General features: G+C 25.3%; 17 protein-coding genes, 4 tRNA genes and 1 pseudogene. 19 read left to right on the top strand and 3 right to left on the bottom strand.

What is annotated here, in order from left to right; translation table 11 throughout:
* Positions 1 to 439 precede the first annotated feature (439 nt).
* The 9 genes from asnS (at position 440) to thrS (ending at position 12,312) form a co-directional block, all read left to right on the top strand.
* A complete protein-coding gene (asnS, locus tag J8J04_RS00935; protein WP_212331007.1) occupies positions 440 to 1,858 on the top strand; it encodes an asparagine--tRNA ligase in 1,419 nt (472 codons plus the stop codon).
* Positions 1,859 to 2,065: 207 nt separating this feature from the next.
* A complete protein-coding gene (locus tag J8J04_RS00930) occupies positions 2,066 to 3,172 on the top strand; it encodes an ABC transporter ATP-binding protein (protein ID WP_212331004.1) in 1,107 nt (368 codons plus the stop codon).
* Positions 3,173 to 4,108 carry a carbohydrate ABC transporter permease gene (locus J8J04_RS00925; RefSeq protein WP_212330999.1) on the top strand — a complete coding sequence of 312 codons (936 nt, stop codon included), beginning with the start codon at positions 3,173 to 3,175 and terminating at the stop codon, positions 4,106 to 4,108.
* 25 nt (positions 4,109 to 4,133) lie between these two features.
* The gene (locus tag J8J04_RS00920; protein WP_225885797.1) at positions 4,134 to 5,018 is read left to right on the top strand and encodes a carbohydrate ABC transporter permease; all 885 of its coding nucleotides are present in this window, start codon (positions 4,134 to 4,136) and stop codon (positions 5,016 to 5,018) included.
* On the top strand, positions 5,002 to 6,609 hold the full coding sequence (locus J8J04_RS00915) for an ABC transporter substrate-binding protein (RefSeq protein ID WP_212330996.1): 1,608 nt from the start codon (positions 5,002 to 5,004) through the stop codon (positions 6,607 to 6,609). The genes J8J04_RS00920 and J8J04_RS00915 overlap by 17 nt, the downstream gene beginning before the upstream one ends.
* 29 nt (positions 6,610 to 6,638) lie before the next feature.
* A complete protein-coding gene (locus J8J04_RS00910; RefSeq protein ID WP_212330994.1) occupies positions 6,639 to 7,598 on the top strand; it encodes a DHH family phosphoesterase in 960 nt (319 codons plus the stop codon).
* A gap of 123 nt (positions 7,599 to 7,721) precedes the next feature.
* Positions 7,722 to 9,098 carry a tRNA uridine-5-carboxymethylaminomethyl(34) synthesis GTPase MnmE gene (gene mnmE, locus J8J04_RS00905; protein ID WP_212331085.1) on the top strand — a complete coding sequence of 459 codons (1,377 nt, stop codon included), beginning with the start codon at positions 7,722 to 7,724 and terminating at the stop codon, positions 9,096 to 9,098.
* Between the two features lie 195 nt (positions 9,099 to 9,293).
* Complete coding sequence (locus tag J8J04_RS00900; protein ID WP_212330992.1) at positions 9,294 to 10,241, top strand: DHH family phosphoesterase; 948 nt, start codon at positions 9,294 to 9,296, stop codon at positions 10,239 to 10,241.
* A 145-nt stretch (positions 10,242 to 10,386) separates the two neighbouring features.
* Positions 10,387 to 12,312 carry a threonine--tRNA ligase gene (thrS, locus tag J8J04_RS00895; protein WP_212330990.1) on the top strand — a complete coding sequence of 642 codons (1,926 nt, stop codon included), beginning with the start codon at positions 10,387 to 10,389 and terminating at the stop codon, positions 12,310 to 12,312.
* Positions 12,313 to 12,426: 114 nt separating this feature from the next.
* On the opposite strand, the gene J8J04_RS00890 is transcribed toward thrS, so the two are convergent.
* Both J8J04_RS00890 and J8J04_RS03295 read right to left on the bottom strand, forming a co-directional pair.
* Entirely contained in the window at positions 12,427 to 12,636 is a 210-nt protein-coding gene (locus J8J04_RS00890; protein ID WP_212330988.1) for a hypothetical protein, read from the bottom strand.
* Positions 12,637 to 12,804: 168 nt separating this feature from the next.
* Positions 12,805 to 13,966: pseudogene (locus J8J04_RS03295) on the bottom strand (replicative DNA helicase); the annotation flags it as partial.
* A gap of 1,389 nt (positions 13,967 to 15,355) precedes the next feature.
* Here J8J04_RS03295 and J8J04_RS00880 point away from each other — a divergent pair.
* The 6 genes from J8J04_RS00880 to J8J04_RS00855 all read left to right on the top strand — a co-directional run bounded on the left by J8J04_RS00880 (position 15,356) and on the right by J8J04_RS00855 (position 18,790).
* On the top strand, positions 15,356 to 17,041 hold the full coding sequence (locus tag J8J04_RS00880) for a ribonuclease J (RefSeq protein ID WP_212330986.1): 1,686 nt from the start codon (positions 15,356 to 15,358) through the stop codon (positions 17,039 to 17,041).
* A 227-nt stretch (positions 17,042 to 17,268) separates the two neighbouring features.
* Positions 17,269 to 18,129, top strand: coding sequence for a DegV family protein (locus J8J04_RS00875; protein WP_212330984.1), 861 nt, complete (start codon positions 17,269 to 17,271; stop codon positions 18,127 to 18,129).
* 307 nt (positions 18,130 to 18,436) lie between these two features.
* A tRNA-Glu gene (locus J8J04_RS00870) sits at positions 18,437 to 18,512 on the top strand.
* A 7-nt stretch (positions 18,513 to 18,519) separates the two neighbouring features.
* Positions 18,520 to 18,596: transfer RNA gene (locus J8J04_RS00865), tRNA-Arg, on the top strand.
* A 19-nt stretch (positions 18,597 to 18,615) separates the two neighbouring features.
* Positions 18,616 to 18,692: transfer RNA gene (locus J8J04_RS00860), tRNA-Pro, on the top strand.
* A 23-nt stretch (positions 18,693 to 18,715) separates the two neighbouring features.
* Positions 18,716 to 18,790 (top strand) — tRNA-Gly (locus tag J8J04_RS00855).
* 145 nt (positions 18,791 to 18,935) lie between these two features.
* On the opposite strand, the gene J8J04_RS00850 is transcribed toward J8J04_RS00855, so the two are convergent.
* Positions 18,936 to 19,736, bottom strand: a complete 801-nt coding sequence (locus J8J04_RS00850) for an HAD-IIB family hydrolase (RefSeq protein ID WP_212330981.1) — start codon at positions 19,734 to 19,736, stop codon at positions 18,936 to 18,938.
* A 200-nt stretch (positions 19,737 to 19,936) separates the two neighbouring features.
* Between J8J04_RS00850 and J8J04_RS00845 the strand changes: the two genes are divergently transcribed.
* The 4 genes from J8J04_RS00845 (at position 19,937) to J8J04_RS00830 (ending at position 24,955) form a co-directional block, all read left to right on the top strand.
* Positions 19,937 to 21,625 (top strand): ribonuclease J, encoded by a 1,689-nt coding sequence (locus J8J04_RS00845; protein ID WP_212330978.1) that lies wholly within the window; start codon positions 19,937 to 19,939, stop codon positions 21,623 to 21,625.
* 598 nt (positions 21,626 to 22,223) lie between these two features.
* The gene (spx, locus tag J8J04_RS00840) at positions 22,224 to 22,676 is read left to right on the top strand and encodes a transcriptional regulator Spx (RefSeq protein ID WP_212330975.1); all 453 of its coding nucleotides are present in this window, start codon (positions 22,224 to 22,226) and stop codon (positions 22,674 to 22,676) included.
* Positions 22,677 to 22,901: 225 nt separating this feature from the next.
* On the top strand, positions 22,902 to 23,477 hold the full coding sequence (pduL, locus tag J8J04_RS00835; protein ID WP_212330972.1) for a phosphate propanoyltransferase: 576 nt from the start codon (positions 22,902 to 22,904) through the stop codon (positions 23,475 to 23,477).
* A gap of 218 nt (positions 23,478 to 23,695) precedes the next feature.
* Positions 23,696 to 24,955, top strand: coding sequence for an HD domain-containing protein (locus J8J04_RS00830; protein ID WP_212330969.1), 1,260 nt, complete (start codon positions 23,696 to 23,698; stop codon positions 24,953 to 24,955).
* Positions 24,956 to 24,996: the final 41 nt, after the last annotated feature.

Raw genomic sequence — 24,996 nt, 5'->3', positions numbered from 1 at the left:
TCATATTTTTATATTACTTTTTTTATTATATTATTAATTTTATATGATATTTTTATCATTTTTTTCAAATTTTTTTATATTTTAAAAAATAAATACTATTAAGTGAGTTAAAAAATAATATTTTTAATTCTAAAATTAAAATAATTGACAACTTAAAATTCAAAAATAAATTTATCATATACAAATAAAGGAATATCTAATTATTTTGTTGTTAGTTTGATTTTTTTAAAATACTTATTTGCTAATTTATAAATTTTTTCATTTTTTTAAGTATTGCGAATTTCTAAATTATGAAATTGCGAAAGAATTAAAAAAATTATTTTTTTATTTTCATAGTTTACTCATGTTAAATCGTTAAATGTCAAATGATAAATATAACGAAATAACAAATTATTATTATAAATTATAAAAAATTAAATTAAAAGGTTGAGCCAAAACTATGGAAGTTTTTATTAAAAATATTTTTCATAAACCAAATTCTTTTTTACAAAAAAAAATTATAATTAATGGTTGGATTAGGAATTGTCGTTATCAAAAAAATTTAGTTTTTATTGAATTAAATGATGGTACTTTTTTAGAAAATTTACAAATTGTTTGTAAAAAAGAAGTTTTGGAATTAAATGACGCATTACAGATTAATTTTGAAAAATTAAAAGAAATTTTACAAATAGGAGCTTCTTTGAAAATTGAAGGTTTTTTAAAAGAAAGTAAAAATAATCAAAATTTTTTTGAAGTTTTAGCTCAAAATATTATTTTGTTAGGGTCAAGCGACTTTTCTTATCCTATTCAGCCTAAAAAACATTCTAATTCTTTTTTAAGAAAAGTAGCTCATCTAAGAGTGCGGACAAAACTTTTTGGAGCTGTTTTTCGAATTCGTAGTACGGCTTTTTTAGCTTTGCATCGTTTTTTTGATAAAAAAGGTTTTTTGCATGTTAATACTCCTATTATCACTATTAATGATGGCGAAGGAGCTGGTGAACTGTTCCAATTGACTTCCTTTAATTCAGAAAATTTGTTAAAAGATGAAAAATCTAAAGTAGATTATCATCAAGATTTTTTTGATAAAAAAGTTTTTTTAACAGTTACAGGACAGTTAGAAGCTGAGGCTATGGCGTTAGCTTTGAATAAAGTTTATACTTTTGGACCTACTTTTAGAGCTGAAAAATCAAATACTCCGCGACATGCCGCTGAATTTTGGATGTTAGAACCAGAAATGGCTTTTTATGATTTACCTCAAACTTTAACAATTGTACAAGAAATGATAAAAGAAGTTATTACAGAATGTTTATTAAAAAGTAAAGAAGATATAGTTTTTTTAGATCAAAATGTAAGACAAGGTTTAGTTGCAGAATTAACTAATATTGCTCAAGAAAAAAAATTTCTTGTAGTTAAATATCAAGAAGCTATTGAAATTTTGCAAAAAAGTGATATTAATTTTGAAAATAAAATTTCTTATGGTGTTGATTTGGCTACGGAACATGAAAAATATTTAACAGAAAAATATTTTAAAAAACCAGTTTTTATTATTGATTGGCCTAAAGAAATTAAAGCTTTTTATATGAAAAACAATCCCGATCAAAAAACAGTGGCAGCAATGGATCTTTTAATGCCGCGCGTTGGTGAACTTGTTGGTGGTTCTCAAAGAGAAGAAAACTTATTAATTTTAATTTCCAAAATGGAACAAATGAAGGTTTCCCAAAAAGATTTGCAATGGTATTTGGATTTACGACGTTTTGGTAGTTGTATTCATTCTGGTTTTGGTTTAGGTTTTGAAAGGTTTTTGCTTTTGTTAACAGGTTTGGATAACATTCGTGATGTTATTGCTTTTCCAAGAACTTATAATAATCTTGTTTTTTAATGATTTTTATGATTATGAAGCAAGTATTAATAAAGTTTAAATAAATTTTACTAATATATAATTTTTATAATCAAATTACGAAATTACTATCATACAAATGTAAAATCCAACCTAACACAAACAAAAATATTAAAGATTTATAAAGTAAAATTTAATAATATTCAAATTATAGAAATTATATACAAAAAAATAAAGGAATAAAAAACAATGGGTATAACATTAAAGCAAGTTTCTAAGGTTTTTATTGATAAAAAAACTAAAAAAAAAACTTATGCTGTTAATAATATTAATATCGATATTCCTCAAGGAAAATTAATTAGCCTTTTAGGGCCTTCGGGTTGTGGTAAATCAACTACTCTTTATATGATTGCAGGACTTCATGATATTTCTTCTGGTAAAATTTTTTTTGGAGAACAAGATGTTACTGATGTTCCAATAGAAAAAAGAGGGATTGGTTTAGTTTTTCAAAATTATGCTTTATATCCACATATGACAGCTAAACAAAATATTTCTTTTCCTTTAGAAAATTTAAAACTTGCACCTTCTGCAATTGAATGTCAAGTGAAAGAAATTGCTCAATTAGTTGGCATTGAAGAACATTTAGATAAAAAACCTATTGAATTATCAGGAGGACAACAACAACGGGTTGCCATTGCCAGAGCTTTAGTTAAAAAACCTCAAGTTTTGTTATTAGATGAACCTTTATCCAATTTAGATGCAGGTTTGCGTTTGAAAACTCGTGAAGAAATTCGACGTATTCAAAGAAAAACAGGTATTACTGCTATTTTTGTTACCCATGATCAAGAAGAAGCCATGTTGATTAGTGATGAAATTTGTTTGATGAATCAAGGAGAAATTCAACAAAAAGGACATCCTCAAGAAGTTTATGCTAATCCTTGTAATTTATTTGTTGCCAAATTTTTAGGTAATCCACCTATTTCTATTTTTCATGGCAAAATTATTTTAGGAAAGGTTTATATCGGTAATTCTTTGCTTTTTGATTTTTCTTATAATTTAAAATTAAAAACCTTAAATCAAGCTTTATTAGTGGCTATCAGACCTGAGGGTTATTGGTTTTCTGAAAAAGGTAATTTTGAAATAGAGTCTCTTTTTTTAGAAAATATTGGTCGAGATTTATTATTGTTAGCACGTCATCCTCAAGCTGTTTCCAATGCTTTTCGTCTTGTTTTTGATGAAAATAGTAAAGATATTATTTTCCCTAAAGGATTTATTTCGAAACAAAAACTTTGTTTTCAAATCAAACAAGAAAAATGTTTTCTTTTTGATCCTAAAACTGAGAAGAGGATTTTTTAAATGTCGGTATCACAAAAAGTTCGTTGTAATTATTTGAAATATAAACATTGGTATTATTTAACACCAGTTTTAATTCTTTTAGTAATTTTTAATTTTTTTCCTTTAATTAAAACTATTTTTGTTTCTTTAGATAGTGGTTATAATAAATTTTCTGATGTGTTTTCTTATTCTTTTAGTTTCAAAAATTATCATAAAATTTTTGCAGATCCTAATTTTAGAAAAACACTTTTCAACACTTGTATATTAGTTTTTACTGCAGTCCCTTTTTCTATTTTTTTATCTTTTATCATAGCTTTGGTTTTGAATAGTGTTTATCAACGTTTTTTGAAACAATTTTTTCAAATTGTTTTTTTCCTTCCTTATTTGACTAATTCGGTGGTAATGGGAATGGTTTTTGCTTTCCTTTTTTATCACAATATTTATTCTTTTAAAAATAGTTCTGAAGGTTTATTTAATCAAATGCTTGGTTTAGAAGCTGATTGGATTAGTGCTGCTAGTAGTTATTCTCATAAAATGTTTGTTTTAATTCTTTATGTTGTTTGGCGAACTCTCCCTTTTCAAATTTTAATTTTTAGTGTCGGTTTTAAAAACATTAGTAAAGATTATTATGATGCTGCTTGTATTGACGGTGCCTCTAAAATAACTATTTTAAAAAAAATTACTCTTCCTTTATTAAAACCTATGATTTTTTATCAACTAATTATTACTATGATTCAGGTTTTTAAAGAATATGAATCTGTTGTTGGTATTTTTGGTCCTCATGAATCTAAAGTTAATACTATTGTTGGATATATTTATGATCAATTGTCAAATCCTCTTACTGATGCCCATGCTAAGGCTGCTGCTGCTACCATTATTTTGCTTTTAATATCTATTTTTTTCACTATTGTGAATTTTCTTCTTTATCCTCAAAAAAATAAATCTAAGAAATATTAGGTTTGGGTAGTAGGTAATAAATTAAATGAATATGAATAAATTAAAGATTGATTTTTGTCATTTCAAGAAACAGTTTTCTAAATATGTTTTTGTTTTTTTAAAGTATCTTTTTTTGCTTTTGATTGCTCTTTTTTTGCTTTTACCTTTTTATTGGATGTTTAATGTGGCTTTGCAATCTAATTATTCAGATATTTCTTGGTATCCTAAGGAGTTTACATTACAAAATTTTGTTAATTTTTTTTCTAGTAAATTTCATTTTTTTTCTCGCTTTGTAAGTACTATTTTAGTAGTTGGTATTTCTACTATTTTAGGTGTTGTAATTTCTGCTATTATTGCTTTCGCCTTAAGTTTGTTAGAGTTTAAAACTAAAAAAATTATTTTTGGTGTTTTTTTGGTAACTACTATGATTACAACTGAGAGTATGTTTTTAATTAATTACAAAACTGTTGCATATTTAGGCTTAGTCAATCCTGGTCAAGGTTCCCTTATTCCAGGGGGAGTTTATTTAGCTTTGGTTTTGCCTTTTTTAATTAATTTTGTTCATATTTTTTTATTAATGCAAAATATTCAAAAAATTCCTAAAGAGTTATATTTATCAGCTAAAGTTGATGGTAGTAATGATTTTAAATTTTTACGTAAAATTTTAATCCCTCTTTTAAAAGGGAATTTAATTAATATTATTATTTTTAGAGCTGTTTCTGCTTGGAATGCTTATTTATGGCCTCAATTAGTGGGTGCTAAATTACTTACTAATGAAATTAGAATTTTTTATGATTCTGAACAAAAACAAAATTTAATTAATGAACAAATGGCAGCTCTTGTTGTTATTACTATTCCCTTGATTTTACTGTTTCTTTTTTGTAAAAAATATATTTTAGAAGGGAAATTAAATAGTGGTATTAAAGGATAAATTTAAAATTATTATTTTCTTTGCGACTTGCTTTTTAATATTAAGTATTATAGTTTTATTCCCTAAAACTAATGCTCAAGATTTAAGAAAGATGCATGAAGAGGAATTAGAAAAAACTCTTGAACAATATTTTGATATAAATTCACCATCATGGCAACAATTCAAAGACAAACACATTACTATTGTTTTTTGGCATCACTTAGAAGCAGATTCTACTAATAAAGCTTTTTTACAAGAAATTATTAAAAAGTTTAATAAAAAATATCCCAATATTACAGTTAAAGAAGAATTTAAAGGTAATTGGGGTGCTATTGATAAAAACATTAATATTGCTCTTCCTGCTAATAATGAACCTAATTTAATTGTTTCTTATCCTGATTTTTTAGTTAATTTTTATGAATCAGGTAAATTAGTTCCTTTGGATAGTTTTATTGGAAGCAATAATACAGATATCAAATTATTTGATGATAAAGATAAAGAAGAAAAACGTTTTTACCCTCTTTTTGAAGAAGAATCACAAATTACATTAGGAGAGGGAAAGGACAAATCCAAAAAATGGTATTCTCTACCTTTTTATAAATCAATTGAATTAATGTTTTATAATCAAACTTATTTTGCATCTTTAAAAAATAATAAAAATATTAAAAAAGAAGATTTACCGTGGTTAGAACAATTAATTAATGATAAAGGTAAACTTAAACAATCAATTACATGGAAAGATATGAAAAAGTTATGTGAAATTATTAAAAAAATTGCTCCCCAAAAAATTCCTATTTGTTATGATTCTGAATCTAATTTATTTATTGTGTCTTCTGAACAAAGAAAAATTACATATGTAGAAAAACCAGATATTGATTCTAAGTTAGGGGTTTATTTTAATAACTCAGATTCTCAACATATGATTCAAGAATTTAAACAAGATTTTATTGATAAAGGTTATTTAACTACTCATTTACTATCTGGTGAAAAATACATAGATTCTTTATTTTGCGATCAAAAGATTTTAATGCATATTAATTCTTCTAAGGGGTTTGAATATTTATCTAAAGCTAATTTTGAAGTGGGAGTAACTGCTTGTCCTTATTGGGAGAAGGGTAAAAATGAATCTGGACAAAGAAAAGCTTTACAACAAGGGGCTAATGTTAATTTATTTTATAAAAAAGATAAAGATGAAGTCCTTGCTTCTTGGTTATTTTTAAAACATTTAGTGTCTCGAGAAACTAGTGATGCTTTATTTGAACAAAAAAGTACATTTCCGATGCGTCCTAGTTATGTTAATACAACAAAAATAGAAAAATATAAAGAAGATATAGACAAATCATCATCAATACAATTTGAAAATTCAACAGAACAAACTCAAAAAGAGAAAAAAGAATTATTAAGAAAAAAAGTTTTATGTTTTATGTTTGATGAAAGAAAAGAAGAAGACAAAACAAAACAATCAGTTTATTTTTTCTCTCCTGTATTCCAAAGATCTTATATAGCAAGAATAGTAGTTAATAAATTAGTAGTAGAGTGCTTTTTAGAAAAAGAACTTGATAAAAATATTAAGAAATTATTTGAATTGGCTCAAGAACAAGCTCTTTCTTAAATTAGATTTAAAAAAGACAAAAGGATATTATGCAAATTATTTATGATAAAATAAAAACTTTTAAAACCATTATTATTCATGGTCATAGTAAACCAGATGGTGATTGTTATGGGGCTCAATTAGGTTTAAAAGAAGTTATTAAAGTTACTTTTCCTCAAAAACAAGTTTATGCAGTTGGTGAAAGTAATCCTTCTTTATCTTTTGTTGGTGTTATGGATCAAGTAGAAGATTCATTATATCAAAATGCTTTAGCAATTATAGTGGATTGTGGTCAAGAAAATAAAATTAGTGATTCTAGATTTAAGAAAGCACGTGAAATTATTAGAATTGACCACCATTTGCTTGTTGATAATTATGGTGATTATCAATGGGTTGACCCTAATTATTCTTCTTGTTCCCAAATGATTTTTGCTTTTAAAGAAAAATTTAATATGAAATTAAATTATCAAGGGGCTTTAGCTATGTACGTAGGAATAGTTACCGATACTGGTAATTTTTGTTTTGACCGGGTAAATCAACACACTTTAAAAGCTGCCTCTTCTTTGTTGTCATTTGATCTTGATGTTGCTGAAATTTTTTACCACCTTCATAAAGAAAATATTACTTTATTTCATTATAAAGCACATATTTATCAAAATGCTATTACTGCCCAAGGTTTTGTTTATCTAGTTATTTCGCAAGCAATTTTAAAAAAATTTAATTTACATATTGATGTTGCTGCTAGTTTTGTTAATATTTTAGGACATTTAGAAAATTATCCTGTATGGGCTTTTTTCGTGGAACAAGAAGATCATACTTTAAGAGTACGTATTCGTTCTCGTGGTCCTGAAATTAATTATATTGCCAAACAATTTAAAGGTGGTGGTCATTTAAGAGCTTGTGGTGCCACTTTGGAATCTAAAGATCAAATACCTCTTTTTATAGCCAAGGTTCAAGAATCTATTAGGGATTTTGAAATTAAACTTAAAATAAAGAAATTTAAAAAGTAGTTAACTTATGTTATTAATTACTTTGTTTGAGTTTGCTTTTTGATTTGTAATTATTTTAAAAACTATTTTTTTCTTAACAATTGTGAAACTATAAGACCATCAGAAAGGTTGAATGTTAAAAAAATGTTTTTTGATACTATTGCAGCTATATCCACTCCTTTAGCTACTGGGGGCATTAGTGTAATTAGAGTTAGCGGTGATCAAGCTATTACAGAAATTAATAAAATTTTTAAAGGAAAGAATTTAATTCATACTCAATCTCATACTATTCATCATGGTTATATTTTAAATGAAGATCAAACTGTTTTAGATGAAGTTTTAATTTCTGTGTTTAAAAAACCTCATTCTTTTACTGGTGAAAACATTATTGAAATTAGTACTCATGGTGGTATTTTAATTACTCAAATGGTGTTAGAACGTATTTTAACTTTAGATCTTAGATTGGCTCATCCTGGTGAATTCAGTCAAAGAGCTTACCTTAATGGTAAAATTGATTTAGTGCAAGCTGAATCTATTATGGATTTAATTCATGCTACTAATCAAAACGCTTTAAAAATTGCTCAAGTTGGTTTGCAAAAACAAACTTCACAATTAGTGTTATTATTGCGAGAAAAAATTCTTAATTTGATTGTTCAAATTGAAGTTAATATTGATTATCCTGAATATAATGATGCTTTAATTATGACTAAAGAGATTATTGATCCTCAAGTATCAAGTTTAATTACGCAATTACAAAATATTTTAAAGCATTCTCATAGAGGTCGTTATTTAAAAGAAGGTATTAAAACTTTAATAGTTGGTCGTCCTAATGTGGGGAAATCTAGTTTATTAAATGCTTTTTTAAACGAACAAAAAGCTATTGTTTCTGATATTTCAGGAACTACTAGAGATTTTGTGGATGCTTATTTTAATTGTCAAGGTATCACCCTTCATTTAATTGATACTGCAGGTATTCATCAAACTGATGATCCTATTGAAAAAATAGGGATTGCAAGAACGAAACAATTACTTGCAGAAGCAGAACTTATTTTATTAGTTTTGGATCAAAGTGATCATTTACAAGAAGAAGATCAAATTTTATTAACATTAACCAAAGATTATCCTCGTATTTTAATAGCTAACAAAGATGATCTTGCAGATAAGAAAATGTTATTAGATGATTTATCATCATCTTTGCTTGAAAAAGATATCATTAAAGTTTCTAGTTTACAAAAAACTGGTTTGTTACAATTGCAAAAAGCTATTTTAAAAAAATTTCAATTAGATGTGATTCAATCAAAAGATTTTAATTACTTTTCTAATATTAGGCACATTGATCAACTTCAAATAGCATATCAAGCTTTACAAGATTTAAAAGAAGCGTTGCAACAATTAATGCCAATTGATATTTATGCTATTGATTTAACTAAAGCTTATCAGGCTTTGGGTGCTATTATTGGTGACCATCATGAAAATGATTTAATCAAAGAATTATTTTCTAAATTTTGTTTAGGGAAATAAGATGATATATCGTTTATCTTATAAGATAAAATGTTTCATATTTTTTTGATTTTTGTTTTGTATTAATTTAATAGGATCATATTTTTTTTAATAGTTTTTTACAATTGATAAATTTATTTTTTAAGGATAATATTAGCATTTTTTAATCTAAATATATGTTTCAATAGTATATTGAAGAATCCAAAAGAGGTAAATATGAAATTAATTCAAGAAAAAATTAAAGCTTTTGATACTATCGTTATTCATGGACATAAGCATCCTGATGGTGATTGTTATGGGGCTCAATTAGGTTTAAAAAATATGTTACACACTACTTTTCCTCAAAAAAAAGTTTATGTTGTAGGAGAAACTAATGATAATTTATCTTTTTTAGGTTTGATTGATCAAATTGATGATTCCCTTTATCAAAATGCTTTAGTCATTGTGGTTGACTCTAGTGATAAGGATAGCATTAGTGATCCCCGGTTTAATTTAGGTAAATTTATTATTCGTATTGATCATCATATTTTAATTCAAAATTATGGCGATTATCAATGGGTTGATGCTTCTTTTGCTTCTTGTTCAGAGATGATTTTTTTGTTAAAAGAAAGATTAAATTTGCAATTAACTTTTAAAGGGGCTTTAGCTATTTTTATAGGAATAGTTACTGATACTGGCAATTTTAGGTATCATAGGGTTAATAGTCAAACTTTTCTGATAGCATCAGAATTAATGAATTATGGAATTGATATTGCTTTAGTTGAAAAAACTATTAAAAAAGAAAAATTAAGTTTATTGAAATATAAAGGATATATATGTCAACATATTGTTGCTGTTAAGAATTTAGTTTATGTTTTTGTTTCACAAAAGATTATGAAACAATTTGATTTAACTTTTGAAGAAACTTTTGCAGCCATTGATATTTTAGCTAATTTAGAGTATCATCCTTTTTATGTTCTTTTTTTAGAAAAAAGTAATCAAGAAATTCAAGTTCGTATTTGTTCTAATGGGCCACAAATTTATGATATTGTTAAAAAATATGGTGGTAAAGGTCATTTAAGAGCTTGTACTTTATTTTTACCTTCTGCTTCTAATATACTTCCATTTATTAATGATTTACAACAAGAAATAGTTTTATTTTTAGAAAAACATCAAACTTATTAATAGTGTTGTCAGTGTTGCAAGCACCAACAACTTTTAAGCTTGATGATTTATCATATACCAAAAGTGTTAATTAGGTCAAATTACTTTGATAAGCAATAAGTAAATATGTGCAAATAATAATTTATGACAAAGAAAGGATTTTATGATGATTAAAATTAATTTTTTTAATAATCAAACAGCTTTATTTCATCCAGGAATAACTCCTTTTGAAATTTGGAAAGAATGTTTATCAACTTCTTTGAACAAACCAGTAGCAGCTTTTTTTAATCAAAATCCCATTGAACTTAATTATCCTTTAAAAGAAAATGGTGATTTAGAAATTTTAACCCAAACCGATGTTAAAGTATTAGAAATATTAAATCATAGTGCCGCTCATTTAATGGCACAAGCTATTCAAAGGATTTATCCACAAGCTTTATTAACTATTGGACCTGTTATTAAAGAAGGTTTTTACTATGATATTGATTTTCAAAATCAAGTTATTACTCCTAAAGATTTCCCTATAATTGAAAAAATGATGAAACAGATTGTTGGCGAAAATCTTCCTATTGTAAGAGAAGAAATTTCATATGAACAAGCTAAGCAACTGTTTTCAACTAATCCTTATAAACTTATTTTATTAGAAAAAAACAAAGAAGTTGTGATTAGTATTTATCGTCAAGGAGAATTTTTTGATCTTTGTCGTGGTGGTCATGTTGCCAAAACTTCTCTTATTAAATATTTTAAACTTTTAAAAATATCAGGTTCTTATTTTCAAGGAAATTCGTCGCAACAATCATTAACCCGTATTTATGGCATTTCTTTTTTTCAAAAAAAAGCTTTAATAACTTATTTAAATCTTTTAGAAGACAGAAAAGAACGCGATCATAAGAAACTTAATAAAGAATTAGATTTCTTTATGTTTTCAAAAGAGGTTGGTTTGGGATTACCCTTTTGGTTGCCTAAAGGAGCTACTTTGAGACGATTAGTAGAAAGATATATTGTTGATAAAGAATTAAGTTATGAATATCATCATGTTTATACTCCTATTATGGCCGATATCGATCTTTATGAAATTTCAGGACATTTACAACATTATGCTGAAAATATGTTTCCTGTGATGCAATTTGATAATGGTGAAAAATTAGTTTTAAGGCCTATGAATTGCCCTCATCATATGATTATTTATAAAAAAATTCCTCGTAGTTATAAAGAATTACCTTTAAGAATTGCCGAACTTGGAATGATGCATCGTTTTGAAAAATCAGGAGCGGTTTCTGGTTTGCAAAGAGTTCGTGGAATGACACTTAATGATGCTCATGTTTTTGTTCGCCCAGATCAAATTAAAACAGAAATTAAAAAAATAATTAATTTAATTTTAGAAGTGTATCGTGATTTTAATATTGTAAATTATGAATTTCGTTTAAGTTATCGCGATCCGCAAGATAAAAATAAATATTTTAATGATGATTTAATGTGGCAAAATTCTGAAAAGATTTTAAAAGAGATTATTGAAGAACTTCATTTACCTTTTAAAGAAGCTGTAGGAGAAGCTGCTTTTTATGGTCCTAAATTAGATGTTCAAGTTTTAACTGCTTTAGGAAATGAAGAAACTTTATCAACAATTCAATTAGATTTTTTATTACCACAAAAATTTGATCTTACTTTTATTGGAACTGACAACAAACATTATCGTCCTGTAGTTATTCATCGAGCAGTTGTTTCTACTATTGAAAGATTTTTATCTCATTTATTAGAAGAGAATAAAGGGGTGTTTCCTTTGTGGTTAGCTCCTGTGCAAGTGCTTTTGATTCCAGTTTCTTGCCTCGTTCATTTAGAATTTACTCAAAAAATTAAAGATATGTTATTATCTGAAGGTTTGAGAGTAGAACTTAATAATAAAGAAACTACTTTAGGATATAAAATTAGAGAAGCTCAAAAATTAAAAATCCCTTATCAAATTGTGATTGGTGATCGTGAAATAGAACAAGATGTTATTACTTTTAGACAATATGGTAAAATTACTCAAATTGAAATGAAAATAAAAGATTTTATTGTTGTTTTAAAGGAACAAATCGCTATTAAAAGATAGTTTTAATTATTTAATTTTTAAAAAAAGATGTATATAAAATAAAAAAACAAGGTAATTGCTGAGATTCTTTATTATTTTTCATTTTATTTCTCCTATTTTTTTAACAATTAATATTTATATTATTTGTTTTAATATGATTTTTTGAGAGTTGTGTTGGTTGTCAATTAAAAAGTTATTTAAGTTAGAATGCGAGGTTTGCATGTATTCATTGAAATTTAAATTAAATAGATCAGGTAAAAAGATTTTTTTAGTAATCTCAACATATAAAGAATTGTGATTAAATATGTTAATGTTATTAAAATAAGAATTAGTGAGATATTCCATTTTATTCATCCTGCCTTTTTTTTAATTGGTTAGGGAATTTTAGATGGTATTTTTTTAAAATTTTGTTATATCCTTGATTAAAATAATATGAAGTCAATATGTCAAAATTTATTGTAAGAGTTAAAACTTGAATATTAAAAATAATTAAAATAATTAGTATAAAATCAATTACTTTCTTCTCTTATTTGTTTTTTCTACAAATTTTTGAATTTGTTTATAAAAATAAAAATCACATTCACCTAATTGTCTACTGCAGTTTTTGGCAATAATTAAATTAGTATGTGGATTTTTATCAGGTTTTTGGTAATAACTTTTACGATTTAAAAAATCATCACCATATCTGCATCTTGTTCGATTGTCCTTGAATCTCTTAAACTTGTTAATTGAGGTTCTTTCACTTCTCGAATTCTTACTGCTCGATTCATTTGGCTTAAAACTATGATTGGTATATTAAGTCCATTTACTAGTTTTTTTGATTTTTCTTGAAATCATTGCTATTGCTTGATAGGTATTAAAATTTTGGTCTTCTTTTAATAAATGAAGGTAATCAATAAAAATAACATCAACTTTTTTGGTGTATTTCATTTGACGACATTTAACTTTGACATCTTCAATTTTATTATTTCTATGATCATCAATAAAAATATTAATTTTATTTATTTTATGCTCAGTAATAACTAAAAAACATTTATCATTTACTCTGAGTTTTTTATGAATTAGATTTCTTAAAGGAATATTTGATGTTGCTAAAAAGCAACCTAATACCTCTAATTCTTCTGCTTCTATTTCTAAACTAAAAAATAATATTTTTGGTTTTTTAGTATTTTCATCAAAATTTTTAGCCATATTATAAACTAAATTAAGTATTAATGCTGTTGTTTTACCCATTCCCTTACAAACTCCTAAAATAATTAATTGTTGGTTTTTAAAACCAACAATTAATTCATCAAGATTATTAAAACCTGTTGAAAATCCTAATAATTGATGAGAATCATGATCATAAATGACATTTTTACGGATGCTAGGGATTAAGGTTTTAAATGATATAAATGGTGATTTAGTGTTTTGTATAAAACCTTCTATTTGGGTTTTAACTGTTTGTAAATAATTATGAATGTTTTTAGTTTTTGATATTTCACTAGGTAATTGTTGGATCAAAGTTAATAAATCTCTTTTTTAATGAATTTTCTTTAATTAAATCAATATATGTTTTTAAATATTGACTAGAAGGAAGAGTTATTTCAGTTAATTCAATTAAATAATTAATCCCTTAAGTTTTATTTAAATGATTGTTATTTTTTAAAATAGAATTTACAGAAATATAATCAATAGACAATTTATTTTTTGAGAAAAAATTATTTTTTTTCTTAAAAAGTGTTGTTTTTATCCGGTGTTATTTTTATGGAGCTTATCATTTTAATTTAATTATCATATATTTTACCCTCTTTTTTAGAGGGTTTTTTTTGGCTTTCTTTGTTGCATTTTTATATTACAAAATAATAAAATTAAAGTACAATATAGGTATAAATGGCGAAAGATAAAAGTTAGTTATAAATTTTAATTCCTAAAGCAAAAATAAATAACTTTCAAATTATTTAGCACTTATTGCCTATTCTTTCTTGAAAGGATAATTTTAATAGATTAAGTATTTTATTAAAATAAAAAAACACTTCATCAATAAATGTTTTAAAATGTACTTTATCCAAAGTTGGTTACCCTTCCTTTGGTTGTTGCAAAAATCATTTTTATATTTTTTTTGGCATAAAGCATCATAATTCAAAGACGCTAAACCATTATTTATCAATATCAACTTATAATTTATTAATTTTTTCATAAATGTGTTTTTAAAAAGTTTTTTTCTAGTATAATATAAGTATATTAGATAGTATTTTTTATTTTATAAAGCGATTAATTATATTTAATAAATATAATTTTTATTTGTCAATTATAATTTTGATAATTTAAAAAAAATATAGTATTGGATTAACTTAATGCGTTTTCAATTAATTGTTAAAGATAAAAAGACCACACTTTCTTATCGCATGAGTCAATAAAATTTATTGTTAAATGACTTGTATTTTAAGATTTTTATAAAATTAATACTACTTAATATCGTTTTTTCATTTAATCAAGATGAAACAAAGATATTTAAAATTTGGTTGTGTAAAATAATGATCCAATTATCATAAAATATCATGGTGATAGAATATTATTATAATTATGGGAATGATGATTATTAGTGTCGGTTTTAAACACAATGGGATAAAATGAAATTTCTATATGTTTTGCCAATTTTATTTAATCGATACATAAATGAAATTTATCAATAATTTTGTTTTTTCACCTATTTAGCTTTAAAATAATGGTTTATATGTTTATATTGTGTATTATTTGACGTGATTGTGCTCTTGTGATTTGTTTTTTTGCTTTCCAAAAATTTTCACATTTAGCAATGAAGTAGCTACTGTGGACCTGATTGTTTTTTTTGGGATGGGTCCTGCTTTGTGATCTTGTTACTGAGACGCCATAAAACAAAAAAAGCGTAATATTTTGATTGAAAACATTCATCCCCTTCTTATTTTATAATTGTTTACCATAATAAGCGATTTGGAAATATCCCTTTACATCAATAATACAATTCATCATTTAATATATTTAAATATGATAATTTTTAAAAACCATGAAAAATTAAAAAAAGACAATAATCTGGAGGTCTTAAGTGAATGACATCAAATTTTTTGCTTTAGGTGGTTTGGGTGAAGATGGAAAAAATTTTTATCTTTTACAAATTAACAAATCTTATTTTATTATTGATGCAGGGTTAAAATATCCTAATATTTCTTTGTATGGTATCGATTCTATGATATCTGATTATTATAAATTAGAAGATATTAAAGATCAAATTAAAGGTGTTTTTTTATCATCTTCCTTAGAATCTCATTTAGGAGCTTTACCTTATTTAATTCAAGATTTTAATTTACCTATTTATGCTTCTTATTTTACTATGCAAGTGGTAAAAACATATTTTCAAAGTCATAAAGTACATTATAAAAATTTGAATTTAAATGTTGTGAAATCAGAGGATATTATACATTTTGATGATGTTGCAGTTTCTTTTTTTGCTACATCACAATTAGTGCCAGAAACATTAGGAATTTCTTTTCAAACAGAAAGAGGAGCTATTGTTTACACTGGTGATTTAAAGTTTTTGGAGTTTAAAAATAAATTTTTTCAAACTAATTTTACTAGCTTATCGCATATAGCACAACAAAAAGTCTTAACTTTTTTACCTTCTTCACAAGGTGCTTTTAATAATTCACACAATAATGAAGATGATAATTTTGAATATAAGTTGAATAATTATTTTATTAATTATGCTTTAAAACCGCAAGGAATAATTGTGATAGCCTCTTTAGCCCTTGATTTGTTAAAGATTCAAATAGCAATTGATTTAGCTTGTAAATTAAATTTTAAAATATCTTTTTTAGGTCTTAAAAATGAAAAAATTATTGATGTTGCTTTAAAAAAAAATTTTTTAAAAGTTCCTTCTTTTAATTTAGTTGAATTAAATAATTTTGAAGATCAACGTAAACATAAACAATTAGTTGTCTTTGTTTTTGGAAAACATTTTGCTACCTTGCAGCGGTTGCAACAAATGTCAAAACAAAATGACCGTGTTATTCATTTAACTAATCAGGATTTGGTTTTATTAATGTCTAAAGAGATGGCAGGAATTGCTAAAATGCAATCCCAAACCTTAGATATTTTATCTCGTAACCACATTAAAGCTTATGTTTTAGTGAAAGATTTATCGATTTGCCAAAACAATTATGAAAAAAATTTAAAAATTATGTTAAATTTATTAAAACCTAAATATATTATTCCTGTTATTGGTGAATATCGTCATCAATATCAAGTTAAAAAAATAGCTCAGAAAATAGGATTTAAACCTTATAATATTTTTTTATTAGAAAATGGTTCTATTTGGAATTGTTGTGATACGCAAGAACCTTTTGTTGAACATAATCATATGACTTTGGGAGAAATTTTAATTGATGGGACTCCTGTAGTTGAGGGACAAGATTTTATTATGAAAGATCGTGAACTTTTAGCTGCTGATGGAGTGGTGATTGTGGTTGCCAATGTTAATGCTAGATATAAAAAAATTGTGGGTGAACCTCAATTGGTGAGTAAGGGTTTTTTAGCTGTTGCTGAAACTAATCATATTTTCCCTAAATTAAAAGAGATTTTCAACGAAAAAAGTATTATTTTTTTGAAAAAAAAGTATCTTAAATGGAATGATTTTAAAAAAAATATTAGAGAATCATTAGGAAAATTCTTGTTTAAAGAAACTAAAAAAAGACCTATTGTTATTCCTATTTTTATTAGTGTTAAAAGTGAGTAAAGTAATCATCAATAATATTTTTTGTTTGTTTTGGTAAAAACTATATGATATCTTTCTTCTTGCAACGGTCGGTAATATGAAGGTTCCTCCATAAATTAGTTGATATGATAAATTATTTTAATATTGACGTGATAAACATATTTATCTTACTGTTTTAAAATTAAGGTTTACTTTGTCTTTATATTTATAATAATTTTTCTAAAATGATCAAATTCAAGGAGTATTATATGAAAATAAAGGTAGCAGCAACTTCAACTAGTTGTCTTGATTATTATTCTCATCATTGTGATATTGATATTATCAGAATTAAGATTTTAATCGATTATCAAGAATATCTTGATGGTAAAACTATGTTATATAAAACCTTTTATCAAATGTTTAAACAAAATCCTGATTTTATGCCAAAAACTTCACAAATATCAGTTGGTGAGATGGTATTATATTTTGAAAAATTAATAGCTCAAGGTTATCAAAAAGTATTCATTACAACTTTATCATCTGCTTTAAGCGGCACTTATAATGCTATTTTGCAAGCTAAAAAAATAGTAGCTGATAAAATCGAAGTTTATTGTTATGATACTAAAACGGTTTGCTTTTGTGAAGGTTATTTTGCCTTACAAGCTTATCAAATGTTTCAACAAGGTAGTTCTTTGAAAGAAGTGTTAACAAGGTTAGATTGGATTAAAAAGAATAATACTATTTTGTTTATGACTAAGAAACTAACTCAATTAATCAATAATGGACGTCTTACAAGGACTAAAAGTTTTTTTGGTAGATTTTTGAGGATTAAACCACTTTTGCAAGTGCAAGATAATGGTCAAATCGCTCTTATTCAAAAACATTTAACTACTCATAAAACTTTTTTATCAATAGTTGATAAAGTTAAAGAATATACTAAAAATCACAAATATCAAGCTCATTTAATTTTTACAGGTTATCCTGAATTAAAAAATGATTTTAAACAAGTTTTAAAGGAGCAATTAGGGTTAACTAATTTATTAGAAATACCCTTGACTCCTGTTATTGGTTGTCATGTAGGTGATAGTGCTATTGGTTTGGGGATTATTCGAAATCCATTAGTAAGTTAAGATATATTATCAATATATTTACTGCATTATTATAGTTTTTTTCATTAATTTTCATATTTAGGGTTTTTAATATTACTAACTAAACTAACAAATATTTATTTTCTTCTCCTTGTTCCATTTTGACTTGACTTTTTTGATAAATGTTGATAAAATTTAAAAGTAACCTTTTTTATTCATTTTTTTATTTTGGAAATTTTTAAAATATCTATTTAAAAAATTAAAATAATTTTATTATAGATACAAATTGGGTTATGGGGTTTGTAATTGAATAATGATAAGTAATTACAATCATAAGAAATTATAAATTGGCCCGTTGGAGAAACGGTTAACTCACATGCCTTTCACGCATGCATTCACGGGTTCAAATCCCGTACGGGTCACCAAAAGAAAGCACCCATAGCTCAATTGGATAGAGCGTCTGACTACGGATCAGGAGGCTAGGGGTTCAAATCCTCTTGGGTGTGCCACAAAATTAACATTATTTTGCGGGAAGTAGCTTAGCTTGGCATAGCGCCTGGTTTGGGACCAGGAGGTCGCGGGTTCAAATCCTGCCTTCCCGACCATACAAGCTATTTCGTTTATTGCAGCGGGCGTCGTATAATGGCCATTACCTTAGCCTTCCAAGCTAAAGACGTGGGTTCGATTCCCATCGCCCGCTCCATTTTATTGATTTAAATGAATAAAAATTATAAAATTAAAAGTCAAACTACTTCTTTTCCAAAAGAAAGTAGTTTGACTTTTTTTTATTTATTCAAAAACATTTACACTAAATATTATTATTTCTTATAATTATTCCATTCTATTAATTAAATTAATTTGGCTTGTTCAAAAAAATCATAAATACGATTTTCATCGATATGAGGAGTTACTAGATTAGCAATATTTTTTAACTTTTCTATTTTGCTGTTTCCCATGGTGATAGCTATATCAGCTAATTGGAGCATTTCAAAATCATTAGGTCCATCACCAATGCAAATTAATTGATGTTGAGGATATAATTTTTTAATTTGTTTAATGCCATATGATTTATCTATTGCAAGATACATTAAATCAATATATCTGTCATCCCAAAAATAAGTTTTTAATTGTGACATTTTATTTAAAAAACATTTAATTTGTTCTTTTTGTGAAGTTGGATGATATAATAAACCGATTTGATAGATTTTATTTTGTAAATGGAAATCATTTGTTAAAGTGATTTTGATTTCATCTTTAAAATCGCTAAGATTTGGATAATTATAATGGAGATCATTAATTGCAAAAACATCTTTTAAACCAAAAAGTTTCATGGCAATTTTGTTGTTTATTTGTTGTTTTTGGACTTCTTGATATATGGTTGCAATATCTTTGGGGTTAAAACAGATTTCATTAATAATTTGATCCTGGAACATAGTTAAGGCTCCATTGGAAAGTACCCAATATTTAAATAAAGGCCTTAATTCTTTTAATACCCCTAATCTTCCGTAATTTCTTCCTGTAGCAATTCCTAATTCTACGTTAGGGTTTTTTGCTAATTTTTTAATTAATTTTTTGGTTTGTGAAAGAATTTCTTTTTTTTCGTTGCTTCTTAAAGTTCCATCGATATCAAAAAAAATTAATTTTTTCATAAATTATCCCCGCCTATTTCTCTTATATATTTTGATAATTTTTTCATCATTATATTTGTTTGTTAATTATTGTGATGAAAAATCAACATATTATAAATAATTAATTACAATTATTGCTTATATTATACTATAATATAGATAGTAATAATTGTTAAAATGCTATTTTATTCGATTGTTTTACCTTAAAGGAGTATATTTTTATGAATAATGTTATTACTAAAATTCCTTCTTCTAATAACGATATTTCTTTTTTCGCTTTGGGAGGTCTTGGCGAAGTTGGAAAAAATATGTATATTTTTGAAATTGAAAAACAAATTTTTATTGTTGATTCAGGGATTTTATTTTCGGATAATTTTTTATTAGGAGTTAATTATGTTATTCCTGATTATCAATATTTAAGAGAAAATGAATCGCGAATTGTAGGACTTTTTATTACTCATGGTCATGAAGATCATATTGGAGGAGTCCCTTATTTATTAAAAAAAGTGCGCATTCCTAAGATTTTTGTTTCAGGGATTGCCTATTATTTAGTAGAACATAAATTATTAGAACATAAAGATATTAGTTCGTTTCCACAAATAGAAAAATTTCATGCTGATTCTCGTTATCGTTTTAAAAATGTGAGTATTTCTTTTGTTCGTGTCAATCATTCTATTCCTGATACTTTTGGAATTGTTTTAAAAACCAAATATGGTAATATTTTTTATACAGGTGATTTTAAAATTGATTATACACCAGTTGGTCCTGCGGCTGAATATGATAAATTAATTAAAATTAAACAAGAAGGTGTTTTGTGTTTGCTATCAGATTCAACTAATGCTGAACAAGAAGGAGTGGTGCAATCAGAAAGTACAATTGGGCATTCTATTAATGAATTGTTTGTCCAAATTCCTGATAGAATTATTGTTGTTACTTTTGCTTCTAATTTTTATCGTATTAAACAAATTATAGAAGCTACTATTTTAACTAAAAGAAAAATTGCTGTTTTTGGTCGCAGCATGGAAAAAGCTTTGGAAATTGGTCAAAAAAATGGTTATTTGGATATTCCTGCAGGTACTTTGATTGCAAGTCATAATATTCATAAATATCGTGATATTATCTTATTATGTACAGGTTCGCAAGGTGAGCCTTTGGCGGCTTTAAGTCGTATTGCCAATAACACTCATAGACAAATTAAACTACATCCCAAAGATACTATTATTTTTTCTTCATCCCCAATTCCAGGAAATCAAGAAAATATTAATAAAATTTTTGATTTGCTTTTTAAAAAAGATGTTAATGTGATTGTGCATGGGACTTTGATTAATACTCATGTTTCAGGGCATGGTAATCAAAATGATTTAAAATTAATGTTAACTTTAACTAAACCGAAGTATTTTATTCCTGTTCATGGAGAGCATAGGATGTTGATGGCTCATAAAAATTTAGCTTTGGAATGTGGCATTGCTGAAAAAAATATTTTTATCTTAGAAAATGGTCAAATAGTAACTTTTACTCCTGAAAAAGCCCTAATTTCAAAACAATTAATTGTTGATAATGTTTTTATTGATGCTTCGGGGATTGATGATCTTGGTAGTGAAGTTTTAAAAGAAAGACGTAATTTGAGTCAAGAAGGTTTATTTTCAGTAGTAATGAGTATTGATGTTAAAAATAAAAAAGTACTTAATTCGCCTACTATTGTTTCTCGTGGTTTCATTTATATGAAAGGTAATCAAGAAATGATTAAAAAAATCTCTTTTGATATTAAAAAAAATGTTGAAAATGCTATTAGAAATAAACCTATTAAAAAAGAAGTTTTAAATCAGTTCATTATTGATTATCTTTCTGGTAAAATATATGAAATTACTTTAAGAAATCCTATTATTATCCCTATTATTTTAACTATTTAACTTTTTGCCTTTATTGTTTTATTTTTTATCTATTTATGATTACCTTATTTTTGTTAGAAAAGAGTTTTTTCAAAAATTTAACTATTTTTTATTTTTTTCCTTATTTTTCCTTTGTTTAGAACTAAAAAAACAATTTAAAATTTTTTTTAACCAAACTATTTTATCTTTAGTTTGGATTATCTTATGAATATCGTTTTTATTATTAAAATATATTTGTTGCTATATTAAGTAAACAATTTTTTTAACAAAAAAAGGGTATTTTTTTTATATTTATTGTACAAGAAAAATTTTTCTTATTTAAATATAATTCTTATTATTTTTTAGTTTTATAATGAACTTCCCCTTTCTTTTTATAATTTTCTTATTTTATGTATTATTTTTTTAACATTATTTTCATATTTTTTCATAATAATTTCATAACAATATGATTAAATTAATTGGCCAATATCAATCCTTATTATTATATTCAAAGTACAAATTCAATTCATATTTAAATTATAATATTTATTAATTATATAAATTTTTAAAACTATATTTTTTAAATCTAGAATTATTTTTATTATTTATAAATTTGTTAAAAGGAATTATATAAATTAGTATGGTAATTGTTTATACTAGTTTTAGTTGTACTTCTTGTCAAAAAGCTAAAAAATGGTTAAAAATACATGGGATTATTTTTCAAGAAAGGAATGTGTTTAGTTATAAATTTCAACTTAAGGATTTAGATTCAATTTTAAAAAATTGTGATTATGGATTTGATGATATTATCTCAAAACGTTCTAATTTCTTTAAAGTAACTAAAATAGATTTGCAAAATCTTCATACAGTCGATATGAAACAAATTATTATGGCAAATCCAGGTGTTTTAAAAAGACCTATTTTGATCGAAGGGGGTAAAATTCAAATTGGTTATAATGAAGAAGGGATTCGTATTTTTATTCCTAAAAAATTACGCGAATATTTGATTCAAAATAATGTTAATTTTTATAAAGAAAATAGTCAATATGAAGTTTTATTACGTAATTTTTTTAAAAACAATAAATTATCATGAACAATAATTTATTAACAATATAATGAAACTGATATTTCTTATGGTCTTTGGTTTTAATTGAGGCAAACTAAACAATAATATGGTAGATATCCTTATTTTTAAATTAACTTTTTTTGGTCTGTTATCGTTGTTTTTTTTGTGTGATTTTATTTGTTTTAATATTTTTAAATAAGTTAATAAATGTTATAATAAAATTGTAAAATTAAAATTTAAAGGAGTCAATAAATGTCTTTAATTACAGTAGGAATTTCAGGAAGGCATGTGCATTTATCACAAAAAACCTTAGATATATTGTTTGGTCAAAAAGATTATCAATTAACTTTTTTCAAATCTTTAAAGCAAGTAGGACAATTTGCCGCATTAGAAAAAATTGATATTCAAAGCCCTTCAGGCAAAATTATTCCTCAAGTTCGTATTTTAGGACCAACTCGTCCTTTTGATCAAGTAGAAATTAGTCAAAGTGATGCTTTAAGACATCAATTTCAATCACCTGTTAGATCTTCAGGAGATATTAAAGATTCAGGAGCCGCTGTTTTAATTGGTCCAAAAGGACAAGTATCAATTTCAGAAGGAGTTATTATTGCTGATCGTCATATTCATTTTTCTACCCGAGATGCTCAAACTTTTGGTGTTTGTGATAAACAAATAGTAAGTATTCATATTGATGGCGTTAAGTCAGGGACTTTAGAAAAAGTTTTATGTAGAGTTCATCCTGATTTTCGATTGGAATGTCATTTAGATACTGATGATGGTAGTGCTTTTTTATTAAAAAACGGAGATCAAGTTACTTTAATTAAATAAAGTTGCTTTTCTCTTTAAAAAAAAAGACTTGTTATTAATGGTCAATGTTAATAAAAAGCCTCATTTTTTATAGAGCGAAAGGCATAAATAGCTTAATTTGCGCCTTTCGCTCTATAAAAATTTTTGTCACGAATTTTTTTAAATAAGGAGGAAAAAAGGATAAAGATAAAAATTATTGTTAAGACAATAAACTATATTGGTATTATCCCTAAAAATTAATGCCACAACTTAAAATTGCAAATAAAAAGTTTTGTAGACCAGAAGTTTTCCGCGATCCTATTTATGGTTATGTTTATCTTCAATATCAGATAATTGAAAAATTAATTGATACCTCTGCCTTTCAAAGGTTAAGACGTATTAAACAATTAAGTGGTGCTAATATTGTTTTTCACAATGCAGAACATTCGCGTTTTACTCATAGTTTAGGAGTTTATGAATTAGCTAGGCGCTTTTTAAATATTAATAATTTACAACAACATTTTTCTGAAAATGAACAATTACTTTTATTAATATCTGCCTTATTACATGACATAGGGCATAGTTTCTATTCTCATTCCTTTGAAGCTTTGTTTGATTGCAAACACGAAAAACAAGGTGCTTTAATTATTCAACATGATCCAGAAATTAGTGCTTTATTAGAGGAAATAAATCCCAATTTTAAAAATGATGTTGCAAGCATTGTTGCTAAAAAAAATAAATTTCCTTTGATAGAACAAATTTTAAGTGGCCAAATTGATATTGATCGATTAGATTATTTAGAAAGAGATGCCTATTTTACAGGGGCGATTTATGGTCATATTGATTTAGAACGGTTAATGCGTAGTATGATTATTGAAACAAATCCTCAAACTCAACAAAAATGTATTGCTTTTCGTCAAAGTGGTGTTTTTGCTGTTGAAAATTATTTAATTAATCGTTATCATATGTTTTGGCAAGTGTATTATCATCCTAAAGTAAGAGCTTATATGACTATTTTAGAAAAAATTTGTCAACGTCTTAAGTTGTTATTAAAAACTAATTACTCTTTTGATTCTTATATTGATATTTTTAAAAATTTACTTGATGACCCCAAAAATTATGCTAATTATTTAGCCCTTGATGACACTTATATTAATGCTTTAATTTTGCATTTACAAAATAGTTCTGATCTGATTTTGAAAAATTTATGTCGTGATTTTATCAATCGTTCTATTTGGAATGTGTTAGATAATAACGAAGACAATCAAGCCAAGATTAATGATATTAAAAATCAATATGCTAATCTTAATCTCGAATATGTATCATATTATACATCTTTGAATACTGTTGACAAAATAGCTTATTCAGAAAATAATGAAAACTTTGCCGATAATATTTTAATAAAAACACAAAATCAACTAAAAAGTCTGAAAGAAGAATCCCTAATTATTAAGAGTTTAATAGAAAGTGGTTCAAAAAAAGATCATAAATTTTTTTATCGTGCCCTTCCTCATAACTAACAACAACTATGTGCGCAATTAATAAACACTTACTAATTGAT

This window comes from 'Fragaria x ananassa' phyllody phytoplasma, from assembly GCF_018274325.1.
In the GTDB taxonomy this organism is placed as follows: Bacteria; Bacillota_I; Bacilli_A; order Acholeplasmatales; family Acholeplasmataceae; genus Phytoplasma.
The sequence above is the reverse complement of the archived record's forward strand: the minus strand, read 5'-3'. Positions and strand labels throughout refer to the sequence as shown.

Bases quoted from the DNA above. Each gene is read 5' to 3' on its own strand.
- J8J04_RS00900 (WP_212330992.1), top strand. From the start codon at position 9,294: ATGAAATTAATTCAAGAAAAAATTAAAGCTTTTGATACTATCGTTATT.
- J8J04_RS00930 (WP_212331004.1), top strand. From the start codon at position 2,066: ATGGGTATAACATTAAAGCAAGTTTCTAAGGTTTTTATTGATAAAAAA.
- J8J04_RS00830 (WP_212330969.1), top strand. From the start codon at position 23,696: ATGCCACAACTTAAAATTGCAAATAAAAAGTTTTGTAGACCAGAAGTT.
- J8J04_RS00920 (WP_225885797.1), top strand. From the start codon at position 4,134: ATGAATATGAATAAATTAAAGATTGATTTTTGTCATTTCAAGAAACAG.
- thrS (WP_212330990.1), top strand. From the start codon at position 10,387: ATGATTAAAATTAATTTTTTTAATAATCAAACAGCTTTATTTCATCCA.
- pduL (WP_212330972.1), top strand. From the start codon at position 22,902: ATGTCTTTAATTACAGTAGGAATTTCAGGAAGGCATGTGCATTTATCA.
- J8J04_RS00850 (WP_212330981.1), bottom strand. From the start codon at position 19,736: ATGAAAAAATTAATTTTTTTTGATATCGATGGAACTTTAAGAAGCAAC.
- J8J04_RS00875 (WP_212330984.1), top strand. From the start codon at position 17,269: ATGAAAATAAAGGTAGCAGCAACTTCAACTAGTTGTCTTGATTATTAT.
- J8J04_RS00845 (WP_212330978.1), top strand. From the start codon at position 19,937: ATGAATAATGTTATTACTAAAATTCCTTCTTCTAATAACGATATTTCT.
- J8J04_RS00890 (WP_212330988.1), bottom strand. From the start codon at position 12,636: ATGGAATATCTCACTAATTCTTATTTTAATAACATTAACATATTTAAT.
- J8J04_RS00925 (WP_212330999.1), top strand. From the start codon at position 3,173: ATGTCGGTATCACAAAAAGTTCGTTGTAATTATTTGAAATATAAACAT.
- J8J04_RS00910 (WP_212330994.1), top strand. From the start codon at position 6,639: ATGCAAATTATTTATGATAAAATAAAAACTTTTAAAACCATTATTATT.
- spx (WP_212330975.1), top strand. From the start codon at position 22,224: ATGGTAATTGTTTATACTAGTTTTAGTTGTACTTCTTGTCAAAAAGCT.
- asnS (WP_212331007.1), top strand. From the start codon at position 440: ATGGAAGTTTTTATTAAAAATATTTTTCATAAACCAAATTCTTTTTTA.
- mnmE (WP_212331085.1), top strand. From the start codon at position 7,722: ATGTTTTTTGATACTATTGCAGCTATATCCACTCCTTTAGCTACTGGG.